The sequence below is a fragment of the Enterobacter cloacae complex sp. HYC033_NIDB genome, from assembly GCF_056673335.1.
This window is the reverse complement of sequence record NZ_CP115123.1, coordinates 2,609,092-2,635,466: the sequence shown is the minus strand read 5'-3', so window position 1 is coordinate 2,635,466 and position 26,375 is coordinate 2,609,092. Positions and strand designations below refer to the sequence as shown.

Below are 26,375 nucleotides of genomic sequence, written 5' to 3'. Positions count from 1 at the left end.
GCATTCCTCTTTTATTGCGCGAGTGCCGCTGACAGTGCTTCCGGCTCGTTAATGGCCGAGGCAGTCAGGGTATCAACAATACGTTTTGTCAGGCCGGTGAGGACTTTACCTGGACCGACTTCATACAGATGCTCAACGCCCTGTGACGCCATAAACTCAACGGTTTTGGTCCACTGTACCGGGCTGTAAAGCTGGCGAACCAGCGCGTTACGGATTGCCTCCGGCGCGGTTTCGCATTTCACATCGACGTTGTTAACAACGGAAATCGTCGGTGCGTTAAACGTAATTTTTTCCAGCTCAACCGCCAGTTTGTCGGCGGCTGGCTTCATCAGGGCGCAGTGTGACGGAACGCTGACCGGCAGTGGCAGCGCACGTTTCGCGCCAGCAGCTTTACAGGCAGCACCAGCACGTTCAACCGCTTCTTTATGACCGGCGATAACGACCTGGCCCGGCGAGTTAAAGTTTACCGGTGAAACCACCTGACCTTCAGCAGATTCTTCACACGCTTTTGCAATCGAAGCATCATCCAGACCGATGATAGCAGACATGCCACCCGTGCCTTCCGGCACCGCTTCCTGCATGAATTTACCGCGCAGTTCTACCAGACGTACCGCGTCAGCAAAGGCGATCACACCCGCACACACCAGTGCAGAGTATTCACCGAGGCTGTGGCCCGCGAGCAGTGCAGGCGCTTTGCCGCCCTGCTGCTGCCATACACGCCACAGCGCAACGGACGCGGTCAGCAGTGCTGGCTGAGTCTGCCAGGTTTTGTTCAGTTCTTCGGCTGGACCCTGCTGAGTCAACGCCCACAGATCATAACCCAGTGCATCAGAAGCTTCACGGAAAGTCTCTTCAATTACCGGATAGTGTGCTGCCATTTCAGACAACATCCCAACGGTTTGAGAGCCCTGCCCCGGGAACACAAAAGCAAATTGCGTCATTTTTTAATCCTTATCCTAGAAACGAACCAGCGCGGAACCCCAGGTGAACCCGCCACCGAAGGCTTCAAGCAAGACCAACTGGCCCCGTTTGATTCGTCCATCGCGTACCGCTTCATCAAATGCGCACGGTACCGACGCCGCAGAGGTGTTGCCATGGCGATCAAGGGTCACCACAACATTATCCATCGACATGCCCAGCTTTTTCGCGGTTGCGCTGATAATACGCAGGTTCGCCTGATGCGGCACCAGCCAGTCAAGCGCAGAGCGTTCAAGGTTGTTCGCTTCCAGCGTTTCATCAACAATGTGTGCAAGCTCAGTCACCGCCACCTTGAACACCTCATTACCTGCCATTGTCAGGTGAATGGAGCTTTCCGGATTAACGCGATCGGCGTTTGGCAAGGTCAACAGCTCGCCGTAGCTACCGTCGGCATGCAGATGCGTGGAGATGATGCCCGGCTCTTCGGACTGCCCGAGCAGCACCGCACCCGCACCATCACCAAAAATAATGATCGTCCCGCGATCGGTTGGATCACAGGTACGCGCCAGCACGTCAGCGCCGATCACCAGCGCATACTTCACGGCGCCAGATTTAACATACTGATCGGCAACGCTCAGCGCGTAGGTGAAACCTGCGCACGCGGCAGCAACGTCAAATGCCGGGCAGCCTTTAATGCCGAGCATGTTCTGCACCTGGCACGCTGCGCTTGGGAAGGCATGCGTGGCAGACGTGGTGGCGACCACGATCAAGCCAATCTGTTCTTTATCGATGCCAGCCATTTCGATAGCACGCTGTGCGGCTTCGTAACCCATGGTGGACACGGTTTCGTCTGGCGCGGCGATACGACGTTCACGGATACCTGTGCGCGTGACAATCCACTCGTCAGACGTATCTACCATTTTTTCAAGATCGGCGTTGGTACGCACTTGTGTTGGCAGGTAGCTGCCGGTACCTAAAATCTTCGTATACATGTACGCTCAGTCACTTTTAGCTAATACAGATCCCAGGCGAGCGGCAATCCTCTGAGGGACTTGTCGCTGCACCGCCTGCACTGCCTGTTCAATCGCGACGGTAAATGCTCGCTGATTGGCGGCGCCATGACTCTTAATCACGATGCCGCGCAATCCTAACAGACAGGCGCCATTATACTGGTCGGGGTTGAGGTGACTGAATCGCCGCGTCAGGCTTTTTTGTAACCAACGCTTTAATAAAATCAGCCACCAGGACCTTTTTTTACCTTCTCCCTGCGATTTCAGCAGAGAAAGGAACATTCGTACGACCCCTTCCATGGTCTTCAACGTCACGTTTCCGGTGAAGCCATCACACACTAATACATCCGTTTTGCCCGTCAGCAACTCATTGGCTTCGAGATAACCAATATAGTTGATGGAGGGGACCTGTTTGAGTATTTCCGCAGCGTCGCGGATACTGTCCAGGCCTTTAGTCTCTTCTTCACCAATATTCAGTAAAGCAACGCGGGGATTGTTAATCCCGACCACGTCTTCTGCCAGCACCGACCCCATAACGGCAAACTGAGCCAGCATTGTACTATCACAATCCACGTTAGCGCCCAGATCCAGCACCACCGTTTTGCCCTTCTGCTGATGCGGTAATACCGTCACCAACGCCGGACGCTCAATGCCCTCAATCGGCTTGAGCAATAATTTCGACAGCCCCATCAGCGCGCCAGTATTTCCCGCGCTGACGCAAGCCTGCGCTCGCCCTTCTTTCACCAGCTCCAGCGCCATTCGCATAGAGCTGCCACGACTATTACGAATAGCCTGCGATGGCCGGGCATCACTGGCAATAACTGACTGCGCAGGAATAATCTGCAGACGCGAACGTTGTTCAAAGTCAGCTTTTGCAAGTAATGGCGTGATTGTGTCGGGATTACCGACTAAAAGAAGTGTGAGTTGCGAATTAGAATTCAGTGCCTGCAATGCTGCAGGCACTGTCACGGTAGGGCCAAAATCTCCCCCCATGACATCTAACGCCAGGGTTAGACGTGTCAAGGTATCGTCGCAGCCTGGTTCGGTAAACTCCCCGTTTGCACGGGGAAGTTCCTCACTAAGCCTAATCACGCTGACGCGTGATTACTTAGTGATAACCTTGCGGCCGCGGTAGAAACCGTCAGCGGTGATGTGGTGACGCAGGTGTTTCTCACCAGAAGTCTTGTCTACAGACAGGCTGGTAACTGCGGTCAGCGCGTCATGGGAACGACGCATGCCACGTTTGGAACGGGTTGGTTTATTCTGTTGTACGGCCATGGACCTTACTCCTCAATTACTTACGCTTTAAGCTGGCTAATACGGCAAATGGGTTTGGTTTTTGCGCTTCATCAGGCAGTTCCCCAAAGACCATGTCCGCCTCGGACACTTCACAGTGTTCAGAATCATGCACCGGAACGACTGGCAGGGAGAGGATGACTTCATCTTCAACCAGCGCCAGAAGATCGATTTCACCGAATTCGTTAACCTCAATCGGCTCATACGCTTCCGGGAGTGCTTCAGCCTGTTCGTCAGAACGAACCGGACTAAAACAATACGTTGTGTGAACATGCTGTACAAACGGTTTCCCGCAACGCTGACATTCGAGCGTTACCGTCACCTTTGCATCACCGGTTAACACGGCGAGACGCTGGTTGTCGATAGCGAACGACATGGAGCATTCTACATCACTGTCCACACTGACTACAGATTCGGCAATACGCTCAGCCTGATCGGAAGAATAGATTCCTTCGTAATCGAGGCGTTTTTGAGCCGTACGAACCGGATCAAGAGTCAGGGGTAATTTTACCTTTTGCATAGGGCGCGCATATTAACTTTGTAACGTCATAGAGTCAAAGAAAAAGGCAACCAGAGCTGCCTTTTGCCAATTATTCGCACACATTGCGGCCTGTAGTTTAAAATGGCTGGCATCGATACGCTATATCTGGTGATAAAAATATGCCAAATCTCGTCCTTGCTTCCACTTCACCTTATCGCCGAATGCTGCTGGAAAAGCTCGGGATCCCGTTTGAATGCGCTGCGCCGGAGGTGGATGAAACGCCACAGCCGGGCGAGTCACCGCGTCATCTGGTGACCCGTCTCGCGAAAGAGAAAGCACAGTCGCTGGCCGTACGTTACCCCGCACATCTGATTATAGGCTCCGATCAGGTTTGTGTGCTGGACGGCGAAATCACCGGCAAACCGCATACGGAAGAAAACGCCTGCCAGCAGCTGTTGCGTGCGCGAGGCGGTATCGTGACCTTTTATACCGGCCTGGCGCTTTATAATTCGGCTTCCGGTCATCTGCAAACCGAGTGCGAGCCGTTTGATGTGCACTTCCGTCATCTTAGCGAGCAGGAGATTATGGATTATGTGCGTCGGGAACGTCCGCTAAACTGTGCAGGGAGCTTTAAAAGTGAAGGACTAGGGATTGCGTTGTTCGACAAGCTCGATGGCCGCGATCCCAACACGCTGGTGGGGTTGCCGCTGATTGCGCTGTGCCAGATGTTGAGGCGAGAAGAGTGTAATCCGCTGACGATGTGATCCCTGCGGCCTGATGCCCTCACCCCGGCCCTCTCCCACAGGGAGAGGGGGCAAACATAAAAAACGGCAATATACATTGCCGTTTTACATTTACCTTAGCCGCGCAGAACTTTGAGACAGCGTTTGAGCTGCTCATCCAGCGGCGCTTCAATACGGATAACTTCGCCGGTATTAGGATGGGTAAATTTCAGCGCTGCCGCGTGCAGGAACAGACGCGACAGCCCTGTTCCCGCCAGCTGCTTATCAAATTCGCGATCGCCATAGCGGTCATCAAACGCAATCGGATGGCCCGCAAACTGGGTATGGACGCGAATCTGGTGGGTACGCCCCGTCACCGGACTACAGCGCACCAGCGTGGCGAATTCGTAGCGCTCTTCAACTTTAAAGCGCGTCTCAGACGGTTTCCCTTCCTGATTAACACGAACAATGCGCTCGCCGCTTTGCAGAATATTTTTCAGCAGCGGCGCCTGCACCACTTTCACGTGGGACTGCCACTGGCCGCGCACCAGCGCCAGGTAATCTTTCTGCATCCCTTTTTCGCGCAGCTGTTCATGCAGTGAACGCAGCGCAGAACGTTTTTTCGCCACCAGCAACACGCCAGAGGTATCGCGGTCAAGACGGTGAACCAGTTCGAGGAAACGCGCTTCCGGGCGCAGCGCGCGTAACCCTTCAATCACGCCGAAGCTCAGACCGCTCCCCCCGTGTACCGCCGTTCCGGACGGTTTATTCAGCACCAGAATGTGGTCGTCCTCATAAAGGATAACGTCGCTCAGGGCCGCGACTTTTTGCAGCTTCGGAGAAACGACCTCTTCTTCACGCTCTGCAACACATACCGGTGGAATCCGGACTTCATCGCCCGCCTCGAGCTTATACTCTGGCTTCACGCGTTTTTTGTTCACCCGCACCTCGCCCTTACGCAAGATGCGATAAATCATACTTTTTGGCACGCCCTTCAACTGGGTGCGCAAAAAATTATCGATACGTTGCCCCGCCTCGTCGTCGGCGATGGCAACCATTTTTACGGCTGGAGTCTCTGTTTTCATGGTTGGCGATTCTAAATAGCGTCAGACATTAGCGCCACTCATTTTTCTATGCTTATATTTACTTTTATCCGGACCACTCCCCTTTCGCGCAATCGATTTGGTGGTTATTAAACCAATCACCCCGTTGAAGTGAAGAAACTGTGAGTAACCGGGTGATAATTGGTAAAAGTCATCTTGCTATAACCCGGCGAGCAGTGGAATAATGAATCCGTTTTCCGCGTTAAATCCGGGTTTTGTAAGGATGTCGACGGAATGACCAATTTTGTCTGACCGATCATCCACGCAGCAATGGCGTAAGACGTATTGATCTTTCAGGCAGTTAGCGGGCTGCGGGTTGCAGTACTTCCCGGTATAAGGATTGTTCTCTGGAGAGTTTTCCCAGGCAATTCCCCTGATAATTGCGCTGTGTTTCCGTATGAAACACAGGCAACCGACACTCTGCGCCTCTTAAGCGAGCGACAACCGTGAGGTTGGCGACGTGAATAGACACGAGGCCATCGGTTCATACCCCGGAAAGCGTCACCTTGCCCGCAGCTTTGTCGTCAATGTAAGAATAACGAGTAAGTTACGATGAAAAGAATGTTAATCAACGCAACTCAGCAAGAAGAGTTGCGTGTCGCCCTTGTGGATGGGCAGCGCCTGTACGATCTGGATATCGAAAGTCCTGGACACGAACAGAAAAAAGCGAACATTTACAAAGGCAAAATCACCCGCATTGAACCAAGCCTTGAAGCTGCATTTGTCGATTACGGTGCTGAGCGTCACGGTTTCCTTCCTCTCAAAGAAATCGCCCGCGAATATTTTCCTGCAAACTACAACTCCCATGGCCGTCCGAACATTAAAGATGTTCTGCGTGAAGGTCAGGAAGTTATCGTCCAGATCGATAAAGAAGAGCGTGGCAACAAAGGTGCCGCACTGACCACCTTTATCAGCCTGGCAGGAAGCTATCTGGTATTGATGCCAAACAACCCGCGTGCGGGTGGCATCTCTCGCCGTATCGAAGGCGATGACCGTACCGAGCTGAAAGAAGCGCTGGCAAGTCTCGAGCTGCCAGACGGCATGGGCCTTATCGTGCGCACCGCAGGCGTCGGCAAATCTGCCGAAGCGTTGCAGTGGGACCTGAGCTTCCGTCTGAAGCACTGGGAAGCCATCAAGAAAGCGGCTGAGAGCCGTCCTGCTCCGTTCCTGATCCACCAGGAAAGCAACGTTATTGTGCGTGCCTTCCGTGATTATCTACGTCAGGACATCGGTGAAATTCTGATTGATAACCCGAAAGTGCTTGAGCTGGCTCGCCAGCACATCGCCGCGCTGGGTCGCCCGGATTTCACCAGCAAAATTAAACTGTACACCGGTGAAATCCCGCTGTTCAGCCATTATCAGATTGAATCCCAGATCGAGTCTGCCTTCCAGCGTGAAGTGCGTCTGCCGTCAGGCGGTTCTATCGTAATTGATACCACCGAAGCGCTGACCGCTATCGACATCAACTCCGCGCGTGCAACCCGTGGCGGCGACATCGAAGAGACCGCCTTCAACACCAACCTTGAAGCCGCTGATGAAATCGCCCGCCAGCTCCGCCTGCGCGACCTGGGTGGTCTGATTGTTATCGACTTCATCGACATGACCCCGGTTCGCCACCAGCGTGCGGTTGAAAACCGTCTGCGTGAAGCGGTGCGCCAGGATCGCGCACGTATCCAGATTAGCCATATCTCGCGCTTCGGCCTGCTGGAAATGTCCCGTCAGCGTCTGAGCCCGTCACTCGGCGAGTCCAGCCATCACGTCTGCCCGCGCTGTTCCGGTACGGGTACCGTGCGTGACAATGAATCGCTCTCCCTCTCTATTCTGCGTCTGATTGAAGAAGAAGCGCTGAAAGAGAACACCAAAGAGGTTCACGCCATCGTTCCGGTGCCGATTGCCTCCTACCTGCTGAACGAAAAACGTGCAGCGGTAAGCGCAATTGAAGCGCGTCAGGGCGGTGTTCGCTGCATCATCGTGCCAAACGACGAGATGCAAACCCCGCACTATCACGTGCTGCGCGTGCGTAAAGGCGAAGAGACAAGCACCCTCAGCTACCTGCTACCGAAGCTGCATGAAGAAGAAATGGCACTGCCATCGGATGAAGAGCCTGCCGAGCGTAAACTGCCTGAGCAGCCTGCATTAGCAACCTTCATCATGCCGGAAGCCCCGCCGGAAGCGACGCTGGAAAAACCAGCGGCAAAACCTGCCGTGCAAAAGGCGGCCCCTGCCGCGCCAAAAGCGCAGCCTGAGCAGCCGGGTCTCCTGAGCCGCATCTTCGGCGCGTTGAAAAAAATGTTTGCTGGCGAAGAAGTTCAGCCTGAGCAGCCGAAAGAAGCGCCAAAAGAAGCGAAACCAGAGCGTCAGCAGGACCGTCGTAAGCGTCAGAACAATCGTCGCGATCGTAATGACCGCAACGACCGTAGCGATCGTAACGAGCGCCGTGATAATCGTTCCGAGAACAACGAAGGTCGTGAACAACGCGAGGACAACCGTCGCAACCGTCGCGAGAAGCAACAGCAGAACGTTGAAGATCGTGAGATTCGCCAGCAGGCGGGCGATGAGTCCGAGAAGAGCAAACAGCGTGACGAGCAGCAACCTCGCCGCGAGCGTAACCGTCGTCGTAACGACGAGAAACGCCAGGCCCAGCAGGAAGTCAAAAACCTGAACCGCGAAGCGCCTGTTGAACAGCAGGACACGGAGCAGGAAGAGCGTACTCAGGTTATGCCGCGTCGTAAGCAGCGTCAGCTGACCCAGAAAGTACGTGTGGGTGCTGTTCAGACGGAAGAAAACGACGTTATCGCGGTTGAAGCAGCAGAAAGCACAACGGGTACCCAGGTTGCAAAAGTTGACCTGCCAGCCGTCGTGGAAAATCAGGTTGAGCAGGACGAAAGCAGCGAAAACCGTGACAACGCAGGTATGCCGCGTCGCTCCCGTCGTTCTCCGCGTCATCTGCGCGTGAGCGGTCAGCGTCGTCGTCGTTACCGTGACGAGCGTTACCCGACTCAGTCACCAATGCCGCTGACCGTGGCGTGCGCGTCACCTGAGATGGCATCCGGTAAAGTCTGGATCCGTTATCCGGTTGCTCGCCCGGAGCAGGCTGTTGAAGAACAGGCTGTGACCGAAGAGGTGATTGCACCGGTAGCAGCGGTGGAAGACGTCGTGACTGAAGCGGCAACCGTGGTTGAACCGCAAGTTGTTGACACGGTGGCACCGCAGGCTGTGGAAGTGGAAACGACCCATCCTGAAGTGATTGCTGCGCCGGTTGATGCCGCCCCGCAGATCATTGCCGAAGAAGATACCGTGGTGGCTGAAGAAGTCGCGGAGGAAGCTGAACCAGTCTCCGCAGCAGAAGAGCCCGCAGACGTTGCCGTCGAAACGGTGACGGAAGAGGTTGTTCAGGACGTCGAGATTCAGGTTGAGCCTGTTGTCGAAGAGGTCAATGAGGCTGAAGTGAAATCCGAGCCGGTTGAGGTCGTTGCCGCTCCAGCGCCTGCTCACGTTGCTACCGCGCCGATGACTCGCGCCCCGGCACCTGAGTATGTACCTGAAGCGCCACGCCATAGCGACTGGGTTCGTCCGGCATTCAACTTCGAAGGCAAAGGTGCTGCCGGTGGTCACAGTGCAACGCACATGGCTACTGCGCCAGCGACCCGTCCTCAGCCTGTTGAATAACGCACGCTAAGACTGAAAGCCGACCTTCGGGTCGGCTTTTTTATGGCTGTTGCAGGGGCTTTCTCATCCCGGTGACCTCCGGCATTATCTGCCGCATCAGCTCCAGAAAACGCCGCAAGCGCGCCGGATAATAACGAGACCAGGGGTAAACCAGATGTACCGGTAACGCTGCCGGCAGCCACTCTGGCAGTAGATGCACCAGTCTTCCTTCCTGAATATCATCCTGTACCGTCCAGCTGGATACCACCGCCACGCCAAGCCCGGTGAGTGCCGTATTGCGCGCCACATACAGGCTGTCTGTACTCAGGCGTGGCGTAATGGTAACCCGCGCCGGGGCGGATGATGCATCGTGGAAAAGCTCCACATGGCGTTGATAAAAAGAGCTGATGGCGATCCAGGGAAGCTGCTGCAAATCTTCCGGCGTTTTAACCGCGGGATAACGGGCCAGTAATTCCGGTGAAGCCACCACCGAGCGCGGCACTTCAGCCAGCAGCACGGACACGGTTGCCGGATCGACTTCCACACCCACCCGAATAGCACAGTCAAGGTTGTCGCCGAGGAAATCAACCGAGCGATCGTTGAGCATCCACTCAACAGAAAGCTGGGGATAGCGCTGTAAAAATTCGGTTAACGGTTTCAGAAGCTGATCCTGGCCAAACGCGTGCGGGGCGCGCACCCTCAGCACCCCAACCGGTTCATCTTCCGTCTGCCCTACCTCGTCTTCCAGCGCCAGCCAGCTGTCAATCACCCGTCGGGCATGCTGATAGCAGCGTTCGCCGTCATCGGTCAGCCGGGTCGTATGGGTTGTGCGCAGCATCAGGCGTACTCCCAGCATGGTCTCAAGCGACTGCAACCGTCGGCTCACCGTGGCCTGGGTTGTTGCCAGCTGACGTGCCGCCGCAGAAAGAGACCCCGCCTCCACAATGCGAACAAACGTTCGCATCAGTTCTACCCGATCTATACGCTCAGACCTTTTCATACCATTTTTACCCATACGCCACACGTATAAGCGTTTTACCACCGCGCCCGCTACCGTCGCAAGGCGTACTGATAAAAAATAGCCGCACACGACGAATGAGGAACATCTTATGAACACAACCACCACCCGGGCCGTAAGCCGCTGGGTAATCTTAATGCTGGCGCTCGGTGCGGGCTTTAGCGTGGCATCCATCTATTATGCCCAGCCTCTTCTGCCGCTGATGGGCTCAGACCTGCATCTGAGCATCGAAGGCATGGGCATGGTCCCGACGCTCACCCAGGCGGGTTATGCCCTGGGCATCCTGTTTCTGCTCCCGCTCGGCGATCGTCATGACCGCAGAACGCTGATCCTGATAAAAAGTGCGGCCCTGGCGCTGTTCCTGCTGGGTTGTAGCCTGACCGGACAACTGCACTCCCTGCTGCTCACCAGCCTGCTGATTGGCATGGCCGCCACCATGGCGCAGGATATTGTCCCGGCCGCAGCGATCCTCGCGCCGGAAGGCAAACAGGGAAAAACGGTCGGCACGGTGATGACCGGCCTGCTGCTGGGGATTTTGCTCTCCAGAACCGTGAGCGGCGTGGTGGGTGAGGCCTTTGGCTGGCGGGTGATGTATCAGCTGGCTGCTGCAAGCATTGCCTTTGTCGGCGCGGTGATGTGGGCCGTACTCCCACGTTTTGCTATTCACTCCACGCTGAGCTATCCCGCGCTGATGCGTTCCATGGAGCACCTGTGGCGTCGTTACCCGGCACTGCGTCGCGCGGCGCTGGCTCAGGGTTTTCTGTCGATTGCCTTTAGCGCATTCTGGTCAACGCTGGCGGTCATGCTGCTGGAACGGTATCACCTTGGCAGCGCCGTAGCGGGTGGATTTGGTATTGCCGGAGCCGCTGGCGCGCTGGCCGCACCGCTGGCGGGTGGTCTTGCCGATAAGCTGGGCGCAGGTAAAGTGACCCAGCTGGGTGCCGCGCTGGTGACCCTCTCGTTTGCCCTGATGTTCATGATGCCGGCACTGGGTGTACACGGTCAGTTGATCCTGATTGCCCTCTCCGCGGTCGGTTTCGATCTCGGCTTGCAGTCCAGCCTCGTGGCCCACCAGAACCTGGTCTACAGCCTTGAGCCGCAGGCCCGCGGACGCCTGAACGCCCTGCTGTTTACCGTCATTTTCATCGGAATGGCGCTGGGCTCGGCATTAGGCAGCAATATCTATACGCTGGCAGGCTGGTCTGGCGTGGTGGCTCTGGCAACCCTGTGTGGTGCCATTGCGCTGGCTATCAGAGTGATTGAAAGCGCCCGGGTGCTGTCCGCACAGGCAGAACGTGTGTAAAAAAAATGCCCAACCCGGACGGGTTGGGCAGTCAAAACATGCCCAGTTTCAAGACATGTCAAACAGGTCAGAGTCTTATTTGTTCATCTGGAACAAAGACATACCCTGCATATCGCTAAAGGCTTTATACGAGGCCTGCAACGCCGCCTGCTGCATGGTGTAGGACGAAATCACCGAGTTCCAGTCCACGTCAACCAGGTTACTCATCTGCTGCGTCTGACCCAGCGCGCGGTCTTCACCCAGAGCGTCCAGCTTGCCCAGCTCATCCAGCTTGATGCCGAGGTCGGCGCGCACGGTCAGCACGTTGTTGAGGGAGTTGCTCAGGCCACGGTTGGCTTTATCAATAGCCGCCGTAAACGCCTCGGCTTTCGTTTCGTCCTCCCCAATCGGCGTATTCAACGCTTCAATTGCGGAGTCGAGGATCTTGAACAAATTCGTTTCCGGCGCACTACCATCTGGCTCTGGCTTGGCATTGCTGGTGAAGCTATCGAAAACTTCAGTGCCCGTATGGCTAATTTGCATCGTGCGCGCGGAGTCAACCTGCTGGCTGATTGGCGTTCCGCCGCCCTTATAATCACCCGTCGCCTGGTCGAAAGCCGCCGCTTCGGTCTTGTAACCGGAAAAAATATAGCGACCGTTACCGTCCGTGCTGTTAGCCAGGTTCATGAGCTGATCGCGAATACCTTGCAGGTTCGTGGCCAGCGAAGCGCGGTCATCGTCACTTAACGTACCGTTGCCCGCATTGACAATCTTTTCCTGAGCAGCCTGGATGGTGGTTGTCACTTGCGATAACACGTTCTCTTCCAGCGAGACTTTCGTCGTAGCGAAGGAGCGTGCCAGCGCATACTGGCTGTTTTGCGTTTGAGCCTGAGAGAGCACAACGGCCTGCGAGGCGGCAATCGGATCGTCAGACGGACGGTTGATACGCTTCCCCGTAGACATCTGCTCGCCGTAGCTGAGCCAGAGACTTTGGGAGTTCGTCACGCCGCGCATGCTTTGCTCATACATCATTTGAGTACTAATACGCATTTTTTATGCCTCAGCCTTAGCGGATATTGATCAATGCATCAAACAGCGTGCTCGCCGTTTGCAGCACCTGCGCATTCGCCAGATAGTACTGCTGATAGCGTTGCAGGTTGCCATACTCTTCATCCAGGTTAACCCCGGAGATTGACTGCTGTTGTTTGGTCAGCTGCGTCACCACGTTAACTTTGGTTTCGCTGCTGGTTTTCAGCGACGCCGTGGTGCTGCCCACCGTACTGACCAGCGCGGCATAAGCATCGTTAAAGGTTTTGTTCCCTCCCACCAATTTGGCGCTCTGTAAATCCAGCAGCTTCTGGCCATTGGTATTGTCGCTTTCACCGCTTCCTTTCGCGGAGGCCATCGCCAGTTTGGATTCGTCGCTGATCGCTACGTCCATATTCACAATGACGTCATTCACCGGTTTGACGATGAAACTGTCTTTATTATCGGCTGAGCCGCTAATCTTAACGTTGAGACCATCAAACGACAGATTACCGCTGGCGTCAGGCTTGGCCGTGAAGCTGGTATTGTCCGACAGACGCGTGATTGTCCAGTCAGTACCGTTGTACTCAACTTTATAGTTTGTCGCCTGGACCTTTGTACTGTCCGTCATCGTGGCCGTAACGGACGCGCTTCCGGTGTTTTTACCGTTACTCAGCACTGCCGGCGAGCCAAAATCAAACAGCTTGCCGCCTGCATCCCCGTTGGCATCAAAGCCAGCCTGGTGCTGGGTATTCATGGCATCCGCAAACGCCAGCGCCATCTGGTTAAGGGTGTTTCGCGCCTGATCCAGATCCTGAGAACGGAACGTTAACAGCCCACCAAGCGACCCCGTGGTGATCTGTTTTTCTGAGATCTCCACGTTGCCCGCTGCGGTATCCACATACGCAATTGTTGTACGCGCTGGGTCCGCACTGGATTTCACCGCCGCCAGCTGGCTGGCGTTGCTGCCCTGTACCAGGGTGTAACCGTTGGCGATAGAGATGTTGTAGGTGCCGCTGTCCTGTACGGTGACGTCCACACCGACAATCTTGTTCAGTTCACTCACCAGCTGATCGCGCTGATCGAGCAGTTCATTCGGGGATGCGCCCGCACCGACGCCAGTCAGCCGGGAGATCTGATCGTTAAGATTGGCAATCTGTTTCGCGTAGTTATTGATCTGATCGACGCTGGTAGAAATCGCCGTATTGACCTGCGCATCCTGATCGCGGAGATATTGATCGTTGGTTTTAAACTGGTTTACCAGACCATCCGCCTTCCCGAGTACCGTCTGGCGAGCAGCCGGATCTTCTGCGTTACTCACCAGCGTTTGCAGGCTTTTAAAGAAATCCTGGAGGTTGGCAGAAAGCGAGTTCGTGGTATCAGAAAGCACGTCGTCAATTTTTGACATCTGCTGGTAGCGCGTGGTCAGCCCACTGCTCTGGTTCTGCGCCGCGCGCAGCTGGTTGGTGATAAACGCATCATATTCACGCTGAACACCGGAGACATAGACCCCGTTACCCACCCAGCCACCGCCGGTCAGGGTGCTGTTTGATGCCCCCAGAATGGTGGTCTGGCGGGTATAACCTGCCACGTTGTAGCTTGAAATATTATTACTGACGGTATTGAGTGCCGTCTGCGCAGCACTGAGGCCACTCATGGCGCTGTTAATCAAACTGGACATGGGGGTTCCTTTTATACGTTCAGACACGAGTCCTGATGAAGGTTATCGGCAACCTCCACCGGGACTTGAGAACTTTCAGAACAGATTTTCGAGATCTGTGCTATACGCTTTGCTGACCTTCTCAGACATGGATTTCAGCTGCTGGATCATGCTGGTCAGCTTGCGCGCATAGTTTGGATCGGTCGCGTAGCCAGCATTCTGCAATGCCTGAGCGCCCTGCTCTGGCGTGGCGGCCTGGGTCACGGCGGTGTAGCGCGGATTCCGGCTCAGCAGCCCGACATAATCCGACAACGCTTCCAGATACGAGCTGTAGACGCGGAATTTGGCTTTCACCTTCACTGCCGCACCGTTCTCATATTCGGTGGTGGTGATCTCGGTGGTCGGCCCTTTCCAGCTGGAGGTGGCCTTCACGCCAAAGATGTTGAAGCTCGGCTCACCGTTCTCCCTGCGGATCTGACGTTGCCCCCAGCCCGACTCCAGCGCCGCCTGCGCCAGAATCAGATGGTGCGGCACGCCGCTCTCTTCACTGGCAAGACGCGCCGGCAGGGAGAGCTGGGCCAGGAAGTCTTTGCTGTCGCCGGAGAGCGGCTCGTCACGCGTTTCTGCCGGTTTCGGCATCGCCTTACGCACCATCTGCGTCAGCGCCTGATTTTGATAACTGGTCACCTTTTCGAGATCAAACTTCAGCGGCACCTGCGGCGGGGCCTCTTCAGGCGGGAGCCCCTGAGCGGCTGCGGTCTGCTTCACGATCATGTCCGCCAGGCCGAGCCCCTTTCCGGCGGTCATTTGCTGGGCAATCTGCTGATCGTACATGCTGGTGTAAAGCCGCGTGGAATCACTGCTGAACATGCCATCTTTCGGCAGGGTTTCACGCATGCTTTTCAACATCATCTGTACGAACATGCCTTCCACCTGACGGGCAACCGGGCGGATATTCGCCGCCGGATCCTTGCCCGCTTTGGTTTTCAGCTCGTTGAGCGACTGGGCATCCCAGGCGGCACTGGTCAACAGTTTGCTATCGGTCAGCATTTAGATGATTTCCAGTCTGGCGCGCAGGCAGCCTGCACTTTGCATGGATTGCAGAATGGACATCAGATCCATTGGCGTTGCACCCAGCGCATTCAGAGCACGCACCACGCTGTTCAGGTTGGCGCTGGAGCGCACGCTCTGCAACGAACCGCCGCTCTGTCGTAAATCAATCTGCGTTTGCGGGGTCACTACCGTCTGACCGCCACCAAACGGGGTATCCGGCTGGCTGACGTTGGCCGAGCGGTTAACCGTGACGGAGAGATTGCCCTGCGCCACGGCGCAGCTGTCCAGCGTCACTTCGCGGTTCATCACCACCGAGCCGGTACGGGAGTTGATAATGACTTTCGCATCCTGCACCGGCACGTTCACTTCCATATTCTGGATATCGGCCAGCAACCGCACCTGGTTGCTGCTGCCGGTTGACGTGCGGATCTGCACGGTACGGGCATCCAGCGCGGTGGCGCTGCCGTAGCCCCGGCTGCGGTTGATGGTGTCAGCGATCTGCTGCGCCATCGTAAAGTCTTCGTTATTCAGTTGCAGGTTAATGGTGTTGCCGGTGCCGAACTGGGTCGGCAGCTCACGTTCGATGATCGCGCCGTTGGTAATACGTCCCCCGTTCAGCTGGTTCACCTGCACGCTGCTGCCGCCCGCCGACGCGCCTGCTCCGCCAACCAGAATGTTGCCCTGCGCCAGAGCATACACCTGGCTGTCGACGCCTTTCAGCGGCGTCATCAGCAACGTACCGCCGCGCAGGCTTTTGGCGTTACCCATCGACGAGACAACCACGTCGATGGTCTGCCCCTGACGCGCAAAGGCCGGATAAGACGCGGTCACCATCACGGCCGCCACGTTTTTCAGCTGCATGTTGGTCCCGGCCGGTACGGTAATACCGAGCTGCGAGAGCATATTGTTCAGGCTCTGGGTGGTGAACGGCGTCTGGGTCGTCTGGTCACCCGTCCCATCCAGCCCCACCACCAGGCCGTAGCCAATCAGCGAGTTTTCGCGCACGCCCTGCACGCTGGTGAGATCGCGTATGCGATCGGCCTGCGCAACGGTAGCGACCAGCGACAGCGCCACGGCGAAGAGAAATTTATACATAGGTCACCTCGCTTACATCGGCGATAAGTTAAGGAAGAAGCGTTGCAGCCAGCCCATATTTTGCGCTTCGTTAATGTAGCCGTTGCCGACGTACTCAATGCGCGCATCCGCCACCTGGGTGGACGGTACGGTGTTGGTGCCGCTGATAGTGCGAGGGTTAACCACACCGGAGAAGCGAATGAATTCCGTACCCTGGTTAATGGCGATCTGTTTTTCGCCCACCACGTGCAGGTTGCCGTTCACCAGAACCTGGTCAACCGTAACCGTCAGCGTTCCGCTGAAGGTGTTGCTGGCGTTCGCACCACCTTTACCGTTAAAGGTGTTGCCGCCGGAGGCTTCCACATCCGCACGGGCGTTGCCGAACAGCCCTTGCAGATAGCGCGGCACGGTGTCGAAGCCAAAATTGGTTTTGCCGTCGCGGCTGGCGTTCGCGGACGAGCTCTTACTCGCACTGACGTTTTCCTGCAACACAATGGTCAGCGTATCGCCAACGTTACGCGGACGACGGTCTTCAAACAGCGGCTGATAACCGTAGTTAATCGGCTGCGCGGTCTGGAAAATAGAGCCGTTCACCACCGGCGCGGGGCCGGGAACGGGTTGGGCGGTAGTCGCACCCTGTACCAATGGTTTAGACGGGATCCAGGCACACCCGCTGAGGGTAACGGCCAGAACAGTCAGGATCGGATAACGAAACGCCGCGTTTTTTTGCATTGCCTTCATCTTCGAAAACAGGGAGCCGGTGCGACGTTTACCGCACCGGGCTACACCTTAGAGTTGCGTCAGTTTTTGCAGCATCTGGTCGGTCGTCGACACTGCTTTACTGTTAATTTCATAGGCGCGCTGGACCTGGATCATATTCACCAGCTCTTCCGCCACGTTAACGTTCGAGGTTTCCACATACCCCTGATACAGCAGCCCCGCCCCGTTCAGGCCCGGGGTACTTTCATTTGGCGTGCCGGAAGACTGCGTTTCGGTGTAGAGGTTCTCGCCGATGCTTTCCAGTCCGGTATCGTTCATGAAGGTGGTCAGGTTGAGCTGTCCAACCTGGACCGGCGCGGCCTGACCCTGCTGAGTGACGCTGACGATGCCGTCACGACCAATGGTGATACTCAGCGCGTTCGCCGGGATGGTGATCGCAGGCTGAACCTGGAAACCGCCCGCCGTCACCAGCTGGCCGTTCTGATCCACCTGGAACGAACCATCGCGGGTATAGGCGGAGGTCCCGTCAGGCAGCTGCACCTGGAAGAAACCCTGACCTTTAATGGCAACGTCTTTACTGTTGTTGGTCTGGGACAGGTTGCCCTGGCTGTGCAGACGCTCGGTGGCGACCGGGCGCACGCCGGTACCAATTTGCAGACCGGACGGCAGCGTGGTTTGCTCAGAAGACTGCGCCCCTGGCTGACGAATCGTTTGATAAAGCAAATCTTCGAAAACCGCACGCTGGCGCTTGAAACCATTGGTGCTGACGTTTGCCAGGTTGTTGGCAATCACATCCATATTGGTTTGCTGTGCGTCCAGACCGGTTTTCGCGATCCATAAAGAACTGATCATAGGGAGTCCTGTTAACTCATAGCCAGAAGTTGGTTAGCCTTGCCTGCGTTTTCATCGACGCTGCTGATGATTTTCATCTGCATTTCGAAGCGGCGGGCGCTGGCGATCATGTCGGTCATGGCTTCCACCGGTTTGACGTTACTGCCTTCCAGCACGCCGGACATCACGCGGATGGTCGGGTCGGCCTGTAACGTGGCGCCACGCGTGGCCTGCGCCGCCTGGGTCAGACGGAACATCCCGTCATCGCCACGCTGCACTTCGTTGCCTTCGGCTTTCACCAGCTTCAGACGACCGACAGGCGCAACGGTGTTCGCCGGGTCACCCGGGTTTAACGCCGAGATCGTCCCGTCTGCCGCAATGGTCAGCTCTGACCCTTCCGGCACCGTCAACGGACCGGCTTCGCCCATCACCGGATGCCCCTGAATCGTCAGCTGCCCGGTGGCGCTCACCTGGATATTACCGTTGCGGGTATACCCTTCCCCGCCGTCAGCCGTTTGCACCGCCAGCCAGCCGTCCTGCTGAAGGGCAACGTCCAGCGGACGCGCGGTGTAATCCATCTGACCTGGCGTCATGTCGGCGCCCGGCGTGGAGGCGGTGACCAGCGTACGCGTGGGCAATGACAGCCCTTCTACCGGCACCGCACGCAGCGCGTTGAGCTGCGCACGAAAACCTGGCGTGGAAGCGTTCGCAAGGTTGCTGGCGGTAACAGCCTGCTGATTGAGCGTCTGGCTTGCTGCGCCCATCGCTGTATATATTGCGTGATCCATTGCGCTTTCCCGTCAGCTGCTTAACGCAGGTTAACCAGCGTGTTGAGGATCTGATCCTGGGTTTTGATGGTCTGCGCGTTGGACTGGTAGTTACGTTGCGCGACGATCATGTTCACCAGCTCTTTACTCAGATCGACGTTGGAGGCTTCCAGCGCACCGTTAGTCAGCGTGCCGAAGTTACCGGAACCCGCGGTTCCCAGCAGGGCAACCCCGGAAGACTGCGTGGCAGACCAGACGTTATCCCCTTCGGATTTCAGGCCTTCGTTGTTGGCGAAGTTTGCCAGCACGATCTGGCCCAGCACCTGGGTCTGTTCGTTCGAATAGTTACCGACAACGGTACCGTCATCGTTGATCTGGTAGCTCACCAGATCGCCCGGCTTATAGCCGTTCTGGCTCGTCGCCACGATGTTGTTCGCACCGGTGTTTTGCTGCATGGAGTTGGCGAAACTCATGTCAAACGTGGCTGGCGTCGCGCCCGGAACGGTGCCCGTTGTGATCTTGATATCATCGCCACCCGTCAGCACACCACTCTCGTTAAAGGTCAGCGTGGTTGCCAGTTTCGCTGCATCTCCCGCTACGCTGCCGTCCTGCGAATACACCTTCCAGGAGTTAGCTGGCGTCTCGTTTTTGACATAAAACAGGTTCATGTTGTGCGCATTACCCTGGCTGTCAAACACCGTCACGGTGCCTTTCTTGTTGTAAGAGTCAGGGTTGGACGGATCGAAGGCGACGGTTGGCGCGGTATCGGTGGAGTTCAGGTTGATCTGCTGAGAGGCAGTGGTGGTGGACTTCGCCGCCATCAGCGTCGTTGGGATGGAGATCGCCTGCGGATTCGCACCGGTTTGCACCGTAGGCGGCGTGCCGGCAACCGGATAACCGGTTAACTGAAGCCCCTGCATGTTCACCAGGTTACGGTTTTCATCCAGCTTGAACTGGCCGTTGCGGCTGTAGAACACGGAACCGTTGGCATCCACCATACGGAAGAAACCGTTCTGGCTGATGGCGACGTCCAGACCGCGACCGGTGTTGGTGGTCGTCCCGTCGGTGAAGTCCTGGGTGATACCCGCAACCTTCACGCCCAGGCCCACTTTAGAGCCTGCAAACATATCTGCAAAAGACGCAGAACCGGATTTAAAACCATAGGTCGCGGAGTTGGCGATGTTGTTGCCAATGACGTCCAGGTTGGTGGCCGCAGCATTCAGGCCGCTGACCGCTTGAGAAAAGGCCATGACTTACTCCTGATAAGTATGAAGGCTTAGATAATCTGCCGAACTTCGTCGAGTGTGGTGGTACCGGAGGTACCCAAATCCAGTTTGTTGCCATCGCTACCTTTGATGACGCCCTGAACCAGGGCAAACTGTAGCGGCTGAGCCACCAGCTGAGTGGTGCCGTTGCTGGCGCTAATCGCAACCTGATACGAGCCGTTAGGCGCTTTAGTGCCGTCGGTCAGGCTGCCATCCCAGGTAAAGGTATGAACGCCCGCTTTAAGCTCGCCAATCTCAATCGTGCGCACCACGTTGCCGCTGGCGTCTTTGATTGTGGCGGTGACTTTGTCGGCCGGCTGCTGCAACTCAACGCCAAACGGCGTCGTGGTGGTGGTGGACGTGCCATCGGTAGTGCTGGTGCCCGCCAGAATCGTGGTCCCCGGGATCATCACCCCGTGACCGATCAGGTTGGCGGCCTGCAAGGACTGGCTGTTATCGATTTGACCGGAGACCGAGCCGAGCGTGGTGTTCAGTTTCTCAATGCCGCTGACGGTACTGATCTGCGCAAGCTGCGTGGTCAGTTCGTTGTTCTGCATCGGATTGGTCGGGTCCTGATTTTTCAGCTGCGCCACCAGCAGGGTCAGAAAGCTGCTCTGTAAATCGGAGGCATTGCTCCCGGTGAGAGAGCTGGAACCGGTCGCACTGCTGGTGCTGTTGACGCCGGTATTTGTCGGGTCATTCACGTTTACGGCGATGGACATGCGTGTCTCCTTTACTGGCCGAGAGTGAGTGTTTTGAGCATCATGCTCTTCACGGTATTAAGCACTTCGACATTTGCCTGGTAACTGCGCGACGCGGACATGGAGTTCACCATCTCCCCGACCACATCCACGTTCGGCATTTTCACGTAGCCGCTGGCATCCGCGAGCGGGTTGCCTGGCTCGTAAACCAGCTTGTCGGGCGCCTGGCTCTCAACCACGTCCGCCACTTTTACGCCGCCCGTTGCCGCACCCGGTGCAGCATCAACCTGGAAGACAACCTGTTTAGCGCGATACGGTTGCCCGTCAGGGCCGGTCACGCTGTCGGCGTTGGCCAGGTTACTGGCGGCCACGTTCAGTCGTTTGGACTGCGCCGTTAATGCCGAACCGGCGATATCAAAAATATTCAGCAAGGCCATTTACTAATTGCCCCCCTGTAGGACGGTCATCATGCCTTTAATTTGCCCGCCGAGTAGCGTCAGACCTGTCTGGTATTGCAGGCTGTTATCGGCAAACTGTGTGCGCTCCCGGTCCATGTCGACGGTATTGCCATCAAGTGAGGGCTGATCGGGAATACGGTAAAGCAGGTCGGTCGTTGGCGCGGTCATCGCCTGAGCGGGAATATGACGTGAGGATGTCAGGGCCAGTGAGACACCCGTTCCTTCGGCACGTCCACGCTCCATCACTTTTTTGAGTTCACTGGAAAAATCAATATCGCGCGCCTGATACCCGGGGGTATCCGCGTTGGCGATATTGGCGGCTAAAATCTCCTGCCGCTGGGCGCGTAAATTGAGCGCTTCCTGCTGAAAACGTAACGCGGCGTCGAGTTTATCGAGCATGTCTCCTCCGCTGATGAGAAAATTTCAGTTCACAGCTTAAATCTCACCCCGTCTCCCCTATCGACGGAATAAGCGCAAAATGCGTCGCTATTTGTTGCGTTGATGGAAAACCACTGCGGGTAGAATTTGCTAAATTCTGGACATGGTGGAACGTGCGATGCGGACTTTTAAACGTGGCCTGGCGGCGACCCTACTGCTTTTAAGCCCTCTGGTGCAGGCTGAGGGGTTAGAGGACCAGCTCAATGCATTCTTTGCGCAGAAGCTGGCCGGTTTCAGCGATGACGTACGCGTGACCGTGCGCACCCCGCCTAACCTTTATCCTTCCTGCGAAGCCCCGTCATTTAGCGTGACCGGCAGCACCCGCTTATGGGGCAACGTGAACGTGCTGGCGCGTTGCGCCAATGAAAAACGCTACTTACAGGTTGCGGTTCAGGCGACGGGCAATTATGTTGTCGCCGCCGTTCCCATTCCCCGGGGCAGCCTGCTGCAACCTGACAGCGTAACGCTGAAGCGAGGCCGTCTGGATCAGCTTCCACCGCGGACGATGCTGGATATCAACCAGGCTCAGGAGGCGGTCAGCCTGCGCGATGTCGCTCCTGGACAGGCGATACAGCTATCCATGCTGCGCCAGGCGTGGCGGGTGAAAGCGGGACAACAGGTGATGGTGGTCGCCAATGGCGAAGGCTTTAGTATCAACAGTGAAGGAAAAGCGCTGAATAATGCCGCAGTGGCGCAAAATGCCCGGGTCAGAATGTCCTCAGGCCAGGTGGTCAGCGGCACGGTCGGTCCTGATGGGAATATTCTGATTAACCTGTAATCTTTTTAAAGATTTCGCGGCGACTGCCGATAAATATTCAACAAATGATGATGTCAGGCGCAAACGCCGCGAACCCTCGATGAGGACAACACTATGAGCATTGATCGTACATCAGCCCTGAAGCCGGTTAGCACTGTACAACCTCGCGAAACGAATGAGGCTGCCCCGCAAAAAACGCGTCTGGAAAAAACGTCGACGGCTAACAGCACCAGCGTCACGCTGAGCGATGCGCAGTCGAAGCTGATGCAGCCAGGCAGCAGCGATATCAATATGGAACGTGTTGAAGCGCTGAAAACGGCTATCCGTAACGGCGAACTGAAAATGGATACCAGCAAAATCGCTGATGCGCTGATTCAGGACGCACAGAGTTTCCTCCAGAGTAACTAACCGTATGAGTCGACTGTCAGAAATACTGGATCAGATGACGGTGGTCCTGAACGACCTGAAAACGGTGATGGATGCAGAACAGCACCACCTCTCTTCTGGTCAAATCAACGGCAGCGCGTTGCAACGCATAACTGAAGATAAAAGCTCGCTGCTGGCGACCCTGGATTATCTGGAAAAACAGCGACGCGCTGAGCAAGACGCGAAACGCAGCGCCAATGATGAGATCAACGAACGCTGGCAGACCATTACAGAAAAAACCCAGCATCTTCGCGATCTCAACCAGCATAACGGCTGGCTGCTGGAAGGACAGATTATCCGTAATCAGCAGGCGCTTGAAGTGTTAAAGCCCTATAAAGAGCCGGGGCTGTACGGTGCGGATGGTCAGACGGCCACGGCACGTATCACGGGTGGGAAAAAGATTTCGATTTGACGCAGTAGCGGCACGTCATGAAGCGGGGAGCACCTTCCGGTGAACTCCCCTTTTGGCGTTTATACCGTGCGGCGGGTGAACTCTTTCACTTTGAAGCCAAGCACCGCCAGCGTGGCAAAGTACGCCACCACACCGACCACCACCACGGCCATCAGACGCATCAGGCGGTAAGGCATGGTGCCCTGCGCCCACTCAGGCATGACATACAACATGCCAACCAGCGCGGCCGCCATCACCGCTACCGCAATCGCCAGACGCAGCAGGAAGCTTGCCCAGCCCGGCTGCGGTGTGAAGATATCCTGCTTGCGCAGCTGCCAGTACAGCAGCCCGGCGTTCAGACAGGCCGCCAGACCAATCGACAATGACAGCCCCGCGTGTTTCAGCGGTCCAATAAACGCCAGGTTCATCAGCTGCGTCATGATCAGCGTCACAATGGCAATCTTAACCGGCGTTTTGATGTCCTGACGTGAATAGAAACCGGGCGCAAGCACCTTCACGACAATCAGCCCCATCAGCCCCACCGAGTAGGCTACGAGCGCACGCTGGGTCATGGCGGCATCAAAGGCGGTGAACTTTCCATACTGGAACAATGAAACCGTCAGCGGTTTTGCCAGGATCCCCAGCGCCACCGCGCTTGGCAGCGCCAGCAGAAAACAGAGACGCAGGCCCCAGTCCATCAGGCGGCAGTATTCATCGTGGTTGCCGCTGGCGAAACTTTTCGACAGCGAAGGCAGCAGAATAGTCCCCAGCGCCACGCCCAGCACCCCGGATGGAAACTCCATCAGACGATCGGCGTAGTACATCCAGGACACCGAGCCCGACACCAGGAAAGAGGCGAAGATGGTATTGATGATCAGCGAGATCTGGCTAACGGACACGCCGAGTATCGCCGGTCCCATCTGTTTGATAACGCGCATTGCGCCCGCATCTTTGAAATTAATGCGCGGCAGAACCAGCATGCCGATTTTTTTCAGGTGCGGAAGCTGGTAAGCAAGCTGTAACACGCCGCCGACGGTCACGGCCCAAGCCAGCGCCAGCACCGGTGGGTTAAAATGCGGCGCGGCGAACAGCGCAAAGCCAATCATGCTGACGTTGAGGAACGTGGGGGCAAAGGCCGGAACGGAGAAGCGGTTCCAGGTATTCAGGATGGCACCCACCAGCGACGCCAGCGAAATCAGCAGAATATAGGGGAAGGTTATACGCAGCAGTTGGGTGGTCAGGGTAAATTTATCCGCTGTGTCAGCAAAACCCGGCGCCGTCACCATGATCACCCAGGGCGCTGCCAGCATCCCCAGGACGGTCACGATCGCCAGCGCCAGCGTCAGTAATCCGGAAACGTAGGCCACAAAGACGCGAGTGGCATCTTCGCCCTGTTTGCTTTTATATTCTGCGAGGATCGGAACAAATGCCTGTGAAAAGGCCCCTTCGGCAAAAATACGGCGCAGCAGGTTTGGCAGCTTAAAGGCGACGAAAAAGGCGTCAGTCGCCATCCCGGCGCCAAAAACCCTTGCCACAATGGCATCGCGCGCAAAGCCAAGCACGCGGGAAAACATGGTCATCGAGCTGACGGCCGCCAGCGATTTTAATAAGTTCATTAACGTGAAGTTCCACAACCCTACGGATTTCCAGGACGGGCAAGCGTTAGCGCCACCCGGCAAAGCCAACAAGCGGCGCTTAGTCTAACCGGATTTCAACGAATTACTATCGGCAGATGTTACAACGCGTTATTCCGACATGGCTTCGCGCCAGAGTCGTTCCACAATGCGCTGCGCCAGAATAGCCTGCTCCCCGGACGTTTCAGGAACCGTCTGATTCTGCACACAGGTGATGAAGTGACGCGCGCAGCCCACAAAGCCACGCTGCTCCAGGGTGCTTTGCCAGCCGGGAACCGGTAACGCGACCACGCCATTGCCCTTCTCTTCCCGCCACTCTCGCATATCGGTGACGTCATACAGCGCGCCATCCGTAACGGCCTGCACGGACTCGCGCTGGCTGCCCGCCCGACGATGCATGCAGGTCGTCATCTGCAAATGCTCAACGGCAAAATGATGTTCGGCGTAAACCATCTCACCCTGCTCGTTGGTCAGCAGCGTGCCGCTTTGCAGCTGGGCTTTTCCGTTACTCAGCCACAGGGCCGTATCCACGACGTGGAGATAATCATCCAGCAGCGTGAAGCGCAGATCGTTCGGCCCCACGCTGTCGGTACGGTGCTTATCCATACGCAGAGAGGCGAACGAGCCGGACTGCGCTTTAAGCTGCTGATAGAGCGGTGCAAAACGGCGGTTGAAGCCGACCATCAGCGTCAGCTTTTTACGCGCGGCCAGCTCAATCAGTCGTTCAGCATCCTGTACATTTTCCGCCAGGGGTTTATCCACGCAGACGTGAACGCCTGCGTTCAGCAACTCGCTCACCACCTGGTAGTGCGTCGCGGTTGAGGTATGCACAAATACCGCATCACATTCACGGGCTAAATCCTGTAGCGAACCGGCATAAGGGATGCGCCAGGTTTTGCAGATGCGCTCTGCTTTCTCGCGGGTGGGCGACCACGCCCCTTGCAGCGTCCAGTCGGACGCTGCGCCTAAAACGGGCAGCCAGGCTTTTTGCGCGATCCCTCCCAACCCCACAACACCAATGCGTAATGTTGTCACGATTAATCTCCCAGATGTGCGAGTAACGCATCCAGACGCTGCTTCAGCCCGGCAACCTCGTCTTCCAGGGCTGCCACGCGCGCGGTCAGGCTGTCGTTTGATGCTGGCGTGTCGGATTCTACGGCCAGCGCAGAGGGCTCAACGTCGCCGCTAAACAGGTGCATGTAGCGGCTTTCACGCTTGCCCGGCTCGCGGGGCAGACGCACCACGTAAGGACCGTCCTCGCGTGAGGCCAGCCCCTCCAGCGTCTGTTCAACGTCCTGCATATCCTGAAACTCATGCATGCGGGAGGCGCGTGTGCGCAGTTCACCCGGCGTCTGCGCCCCGCGCAGCAGCAGCGTGGTGATCACTGCCACTTCTGCGGCGCTGAGTTTTAAATCGCCAAATTCGGAATTACAAAAGCGCTGTTCATATTTAGTGACGCGATTACCGAAGCCGCTGACGGTGCGCAGGTAGTGGCGCTTCACCAGCTCGTCAAGGGTATCCTGCACCTCGTGCTCGCCAAGGTTCATCACCGGCTCACGGTTCGTCTTCTGGTTGCAGGCCATCGTGACGGAATTCACGGACAGAGGATACTGTTCCGGCGTGGTGACCTGCTTTTCCAGAAGGCAGCCGACCACGCGCGCTTCGGCGCCATTTAACTGATATTTCATTTTTTCTC

At 56.5% G+C, this 26,375-nt stretch carries 27 protein-coding genes; 6 read left to right on the top strand and 21 right to left on the bottom strand.

The features are described 5' to 3' along the window. Positions 1 to 11: 11 nt before the first annotated feature. The 5 genes from fabD to yceD form a co-directional block, all read right to left on the bottom strand. Positions 12 to 941, bottom strand: a complete 930-nt coding sequence (gene fabD / locus O1721_RS12555) for an ACP S-malonyltransferase (RefSeq protein WP_032647992.1) — start codon at positions 939 to 941, stop codon at positions 12 to 14. Positions 942 to 956: 15 nt separating this feature from the next. Beyond that, entirely contained in the window at positions 957 to 1,910 is a 954-nt protein-coding gene (locus O1721_RS12550; protein ID WP_032647990.1) for a beta-ketoacyl-ACP synthase III, read from the bottom strand. Between the two features lie 6 nt (positions 1,911 to 1,916). Further along, positions 1,917 to 2,951, bottom strand: coding sequence for a phosphate acyltransferase PlsX (plsX, locus tag O1721_RS12545; protein ID WP_017693638.1), 1,035 nt, complete (start codon positions 2,949 to 2,951; stop codon positions 1,917 to 1,919). A gap of 81 nt (positions 2,952 to 3,032) precedes the next feature. Further along, the gene (gene rpmF / locus O1721_RS12540; RefSeq protein WP_003857964.1) at positions 3,033 to 3,206 is read right to left on the bottom strand and encodes a 50S ribosomal protein L32; all 174 of its coding nucleotides are present in this window, start codon (positions 3,204 to 3,206) and stop codon (positions 3,033 to 3,035) included. 16 nt (positions 3,207 to 3,222) lie between these two features. Beyond that, a complete protein-coding gene (gene yceD / locus O1721_RS12535; protein WP_003857966.1) occupies positions 3,223 to 3,744 on the bottom strand; it encodes a 23S rRNA accumulation protein YceD in 522 nt (173 codons plus the stop codon). A gap of 140 nt (positions 3,745 to 3,884) precedes the next feature. On the opposite strand from yceD, the gene O1721_RS12530 reads away from it, so the two are divergent. Continuing rightward, entirely contained in the window at positions 3,885 to 4,469 is a 585-nt protein-coding gene (locus tag O1721_RS12530) for a Maf family protein (RefSeq protein ID WP_017693639.1), read from the top strand. A 95-nt stretch (positions 4,470 to 4,564) separates the two neighbouring features. On the opposite strand, the gene rluC is transcribed toward O1721_RS12530, so the two are convergent. After that, positions 4,565 to 5,512: a 23S rRNA pseudouridine(955/2504/2580) synthase RluC gene (gene rluC, locus O1721_RS12525; RefSeq protein ID WP_479953024.1), complete on the bottom strand. Its 948-nt coding sequence runs from the start codon at positions 5,510 to 5,512 to the stop codon at positions 4,565 to 4,567. Between the two features lie 570 nt (positions 5,513 to 6,082). Here rluC and rne point away from each other — a divergent pair. Then, complete coding sequence (gene rne, locus O1721_RS12520; protein WP_032647988.1) at positions 6,083 to 9,199, top strand: ribonuclease E; 3,117 nt, start codon at positions 6,083 to 6,085, stop codon at positions 9,197 to 9,199. A gap of 40 nt (positions 9,200 to 9,239) precedes the next feature. Here rne and O1721_RS12515 read toward each other — a convergent pair whose 3' ends face one another. Next, positions 9,240 to 10,193, bottom strand: coding sequence for a LysR family transcriptional regulator (locus tag O1721_RS12515; protein ID WP_032650005.1), 954 nt, complete (start codon positions 10,191 to 10,193; stop codon positions 9,240 to 9,242). 94 nt (positions 10,194 to 10,287) lie between these two features. Here O1721_RS12515 and O1721_RS12510 point away from each other — a divergent pair, with 94 nt between their 5' ends. After that, positions 10,288 to 11,499: an MFS transporter gene (locus O1721_RS12510; RefSeq protein WP_032647986.1), complete on the top strand. Its 1,212-nt coding sequence runs from the start codon at positions 10,288 to 10,290 to the stop codon at positions 11,497 to 11,499. Between the two features lie 75 nt (positions 11,500 to 11,574). Here O1721_RS12510 and flgL read toward each other — a convergent pair whose 3' ends face one another. The 11 genes from flgL to flgB form a co-directional block, all read right to left on the bottom strand. Beyond that, complete coding sequence (gene flgL / locus O1721_RS12505) at positions 11,575 to 12,528, bottom strand: flagellar hook-associated protein FlgL (RefSeq protein ID WP_032647984.1); 954 nt, start codon at positions 12,526 to 12,528, stop codon at positions 11,575 to 11,577. Between the two features lie 16 nt (positions 12,529 to 12,544). Next, positions 12,545 to 14,185 carry a flagellar hook-associated protein FlgK gene (gene flgK / locus O1721_RS12500; protein WP_032647982.1) on the bottom strand — a complete coding sequence of 547 codons (1,641 nt, stop codon included), beginning with the start codon at positions 14,183 to 14,185 and terminating at the stop codon, positions 12,545 to 12,547. A gap of 75 nt (positions 14,186 to 14,260) precedes the next feature. Further along, positions 14,261 to 15,214, bottom strand: coding sequence for a flagellar assembly peptidoglycan hydrolase FlgJ (gene flgJ, locus O1721_RS12495; RefSeq protein ID WP_017384732.1), 954 nt, complete (start codon positions 15,212 to 15,214; stop codon positions 14,261 to 14,263). Further along, complete coding sequence (locus tag O1721_RS12490; protein WP_017384733.1) at positions 15,215 to 16,312, bottom strand: flagellar basal body P-ring protein FlgI; 1,098 nt, start codon at positions 16,310 to 16,312, stop codon at positions 15,215 to 15,217. Between the two features lie 12 nt (positions 16,313 to 16,324). Then, positions 16,325 to 17,023, bottom strand: coding sequence for a flagellar basal body L-ring protein FlgH (gene flgH, locus O1721_RS12485; protein WP_003857987.1), 699 nt, complete (start codon positions 17,021 to 17,023; stop codon positions 16,325 to 16,327). 57 nt (positions 17,024 to 17,080) lie between these two features. Further along, on the bottom strand, positions 17,081 to 17,863 hold the full coding sequence (gene flgG, locus O1721_RS12480; RefSeq protein ID WP_000625853.1) for a flagellar basal-body rod protein FlgG: 783 nt from the start codon (positions 17,861 to 17,863) through the stop codon (positions 17,081 to 17,083). 11 nt (positions 17,864 to 17,874) lie between these two features. Beyond that, positions 17,875 to 18,630: a flagellar basal body rod protein FlgF gene (locus tag O1721_RS12475; RefSeq protein WP_003857990.1), complete on the bottom strand. Its 756-nt coding sequence runs from the start codon at positions 18,628 to 18,630 to the stop codon at positions 17,875 to 17,877. A gap of 20 nt (positions 18,631 to 18,650) precedes the next feature. Then, positions 18,651 to 19,859, bottom strand: a complete 1,209-nt coding sequence (gene flgE / locus O1721_RS12470; protein ID WP_015570832.1) for a flagellar hook protein FlgE — start codon at positions 19,857 to 19,859, stop codon at positions 18,651 to 18,653. A gap of 26 nt (positions 19,860 to 19,885) precedes the next feature. Then, positions 19,886 to 20,596 (bottom strand): flagellar hook assembly protein FlgD, encoded by a 711-nt coding sequence (gene flgD / locus O1721_RS12465; RefSeq protein WP_003857994.1) that lies wholly within the window; start codon positions 20,594 to 20,596, stop codon positions 19,886 to 19,888. Between the two features lie 11 nt (positions 20,597 to 20,607). Then, complete coding sequence (flgC, locus tag O1721_RS12460) at positions 20,608 to 21,012, bottom strand: flagellar basal body rod protein FlgC (protein WP_003857997.1); 405 nt, start codon at positions 21,010 to 21,012, stop codon at positions 20,608 to 20,610. Between the two features lie 3 nt (positions 21,013 to 21,015). After that, positions 21,016 to 21,432 carry a flagellar basal body rod protein FlgB gene (gene flgB, locus O1721_RS12455; RefSeq protein ID WP_003857999.1) on the bottom strand — a complete coding sequence of 139 codons (417 nt, stop codon included), beginning with the start codon at positions 21,430 to 21,432 and terminating at the stop codon, positions 21,016 to 21,018. A gap of 157 nt (positions 21,433 to 21,589) precedes the next feature. On the opposite strand from flgB, the gene flgA reads away from it, so the two are divergent. From flgA to flgN, 3 genes are all read left to right on the top strand, one after another. Further along, on the top strand, positions 21,590 to 22,249 hold the full coding sequence (flgA, locus tag O1721_RS12450; RefSeq protein ID WP_023296301.1) for a flagellar basal body P-ring formation chaperone FlgA: 660 nt from the start codon (positions 21,590 to 21,592) through the stop codon (positions 22,247 to 22,249). 93 nt (positions 22,250 to 22,342) lie between these two features. Then, complete coding sequence (gene flgM, locus O1721_RS12445; protein WP_003858002.1) at positions 22,343 to 22,636, top strand: flagellar biosynthesis anti-sigma factor FlgM; 294 nt, start codon at positions 22,343 to 22,345, stop codon at positions 22,634 to 22,636. Between the two features lie 4 nt (positions 22,637 to 22,640). Further along, a complete protein-coding gene (gene flgN, locus O1721_RS12440) occupies positions 22,641 to 23,066 on the top strand; it encodes a flagella biosynthesis chaperone FlgN (RefSeq protein WP_003858003.1) in 426 nt (141 codons plus the stop codon). Between the two features lie 59 nt (positions 23,067 to 23,125). Here flgN and murJ read toward each other — a convergent pair whose 3' ends face one another. From murJ to O1721_RS12425, 3 genes are all read right to left on the bottom strand, one after another. Continuing rightward, positions 23,126 to 24,661: a murein biosynthesis integral membrane protein MurJ gene (murJ, locus tag O1721_RS12435; RefSeq protein ID WP_032647979.1), complete on the bottom strand. Its 1,536-nt coding sequence runs from the start codon at positions 24,659 to 24,661 to the stop codon at positions 23,126 to 23,128. A 129-nt stretch (positions 24,662 to 24,790) separates the two neighbouring features. Continuing rightward, a complete protein-coding gene (locus O1721_RS12430) occupies positions 24,791 to 25,714 on the bottom strand; it encodes a Gfo/Idh/MocA family protein (RefSeq protein ID WP_032647977.1) in 924 nt (307 codons plus the stop codon). A 2-nt stretch (positions 25,715 to 25,716) separates the two neighbouring features. Beyond that, positions 25,717 to 26,367 carry a YceH family protein gene (locus tag O1721_RS12425; RefSeq protein ID WP_032647975.1) on the bottom strand — a complete coding sequence of 217 codons (651 nt, stop codon included), beginning with the start codon at positions 26,365 to 26,367 and terminating at the stop codon, positions 25,717 to 25,719. Between the last annotated feature and the right edge of the window lie 8 nt (positions 26,368 to 26,375).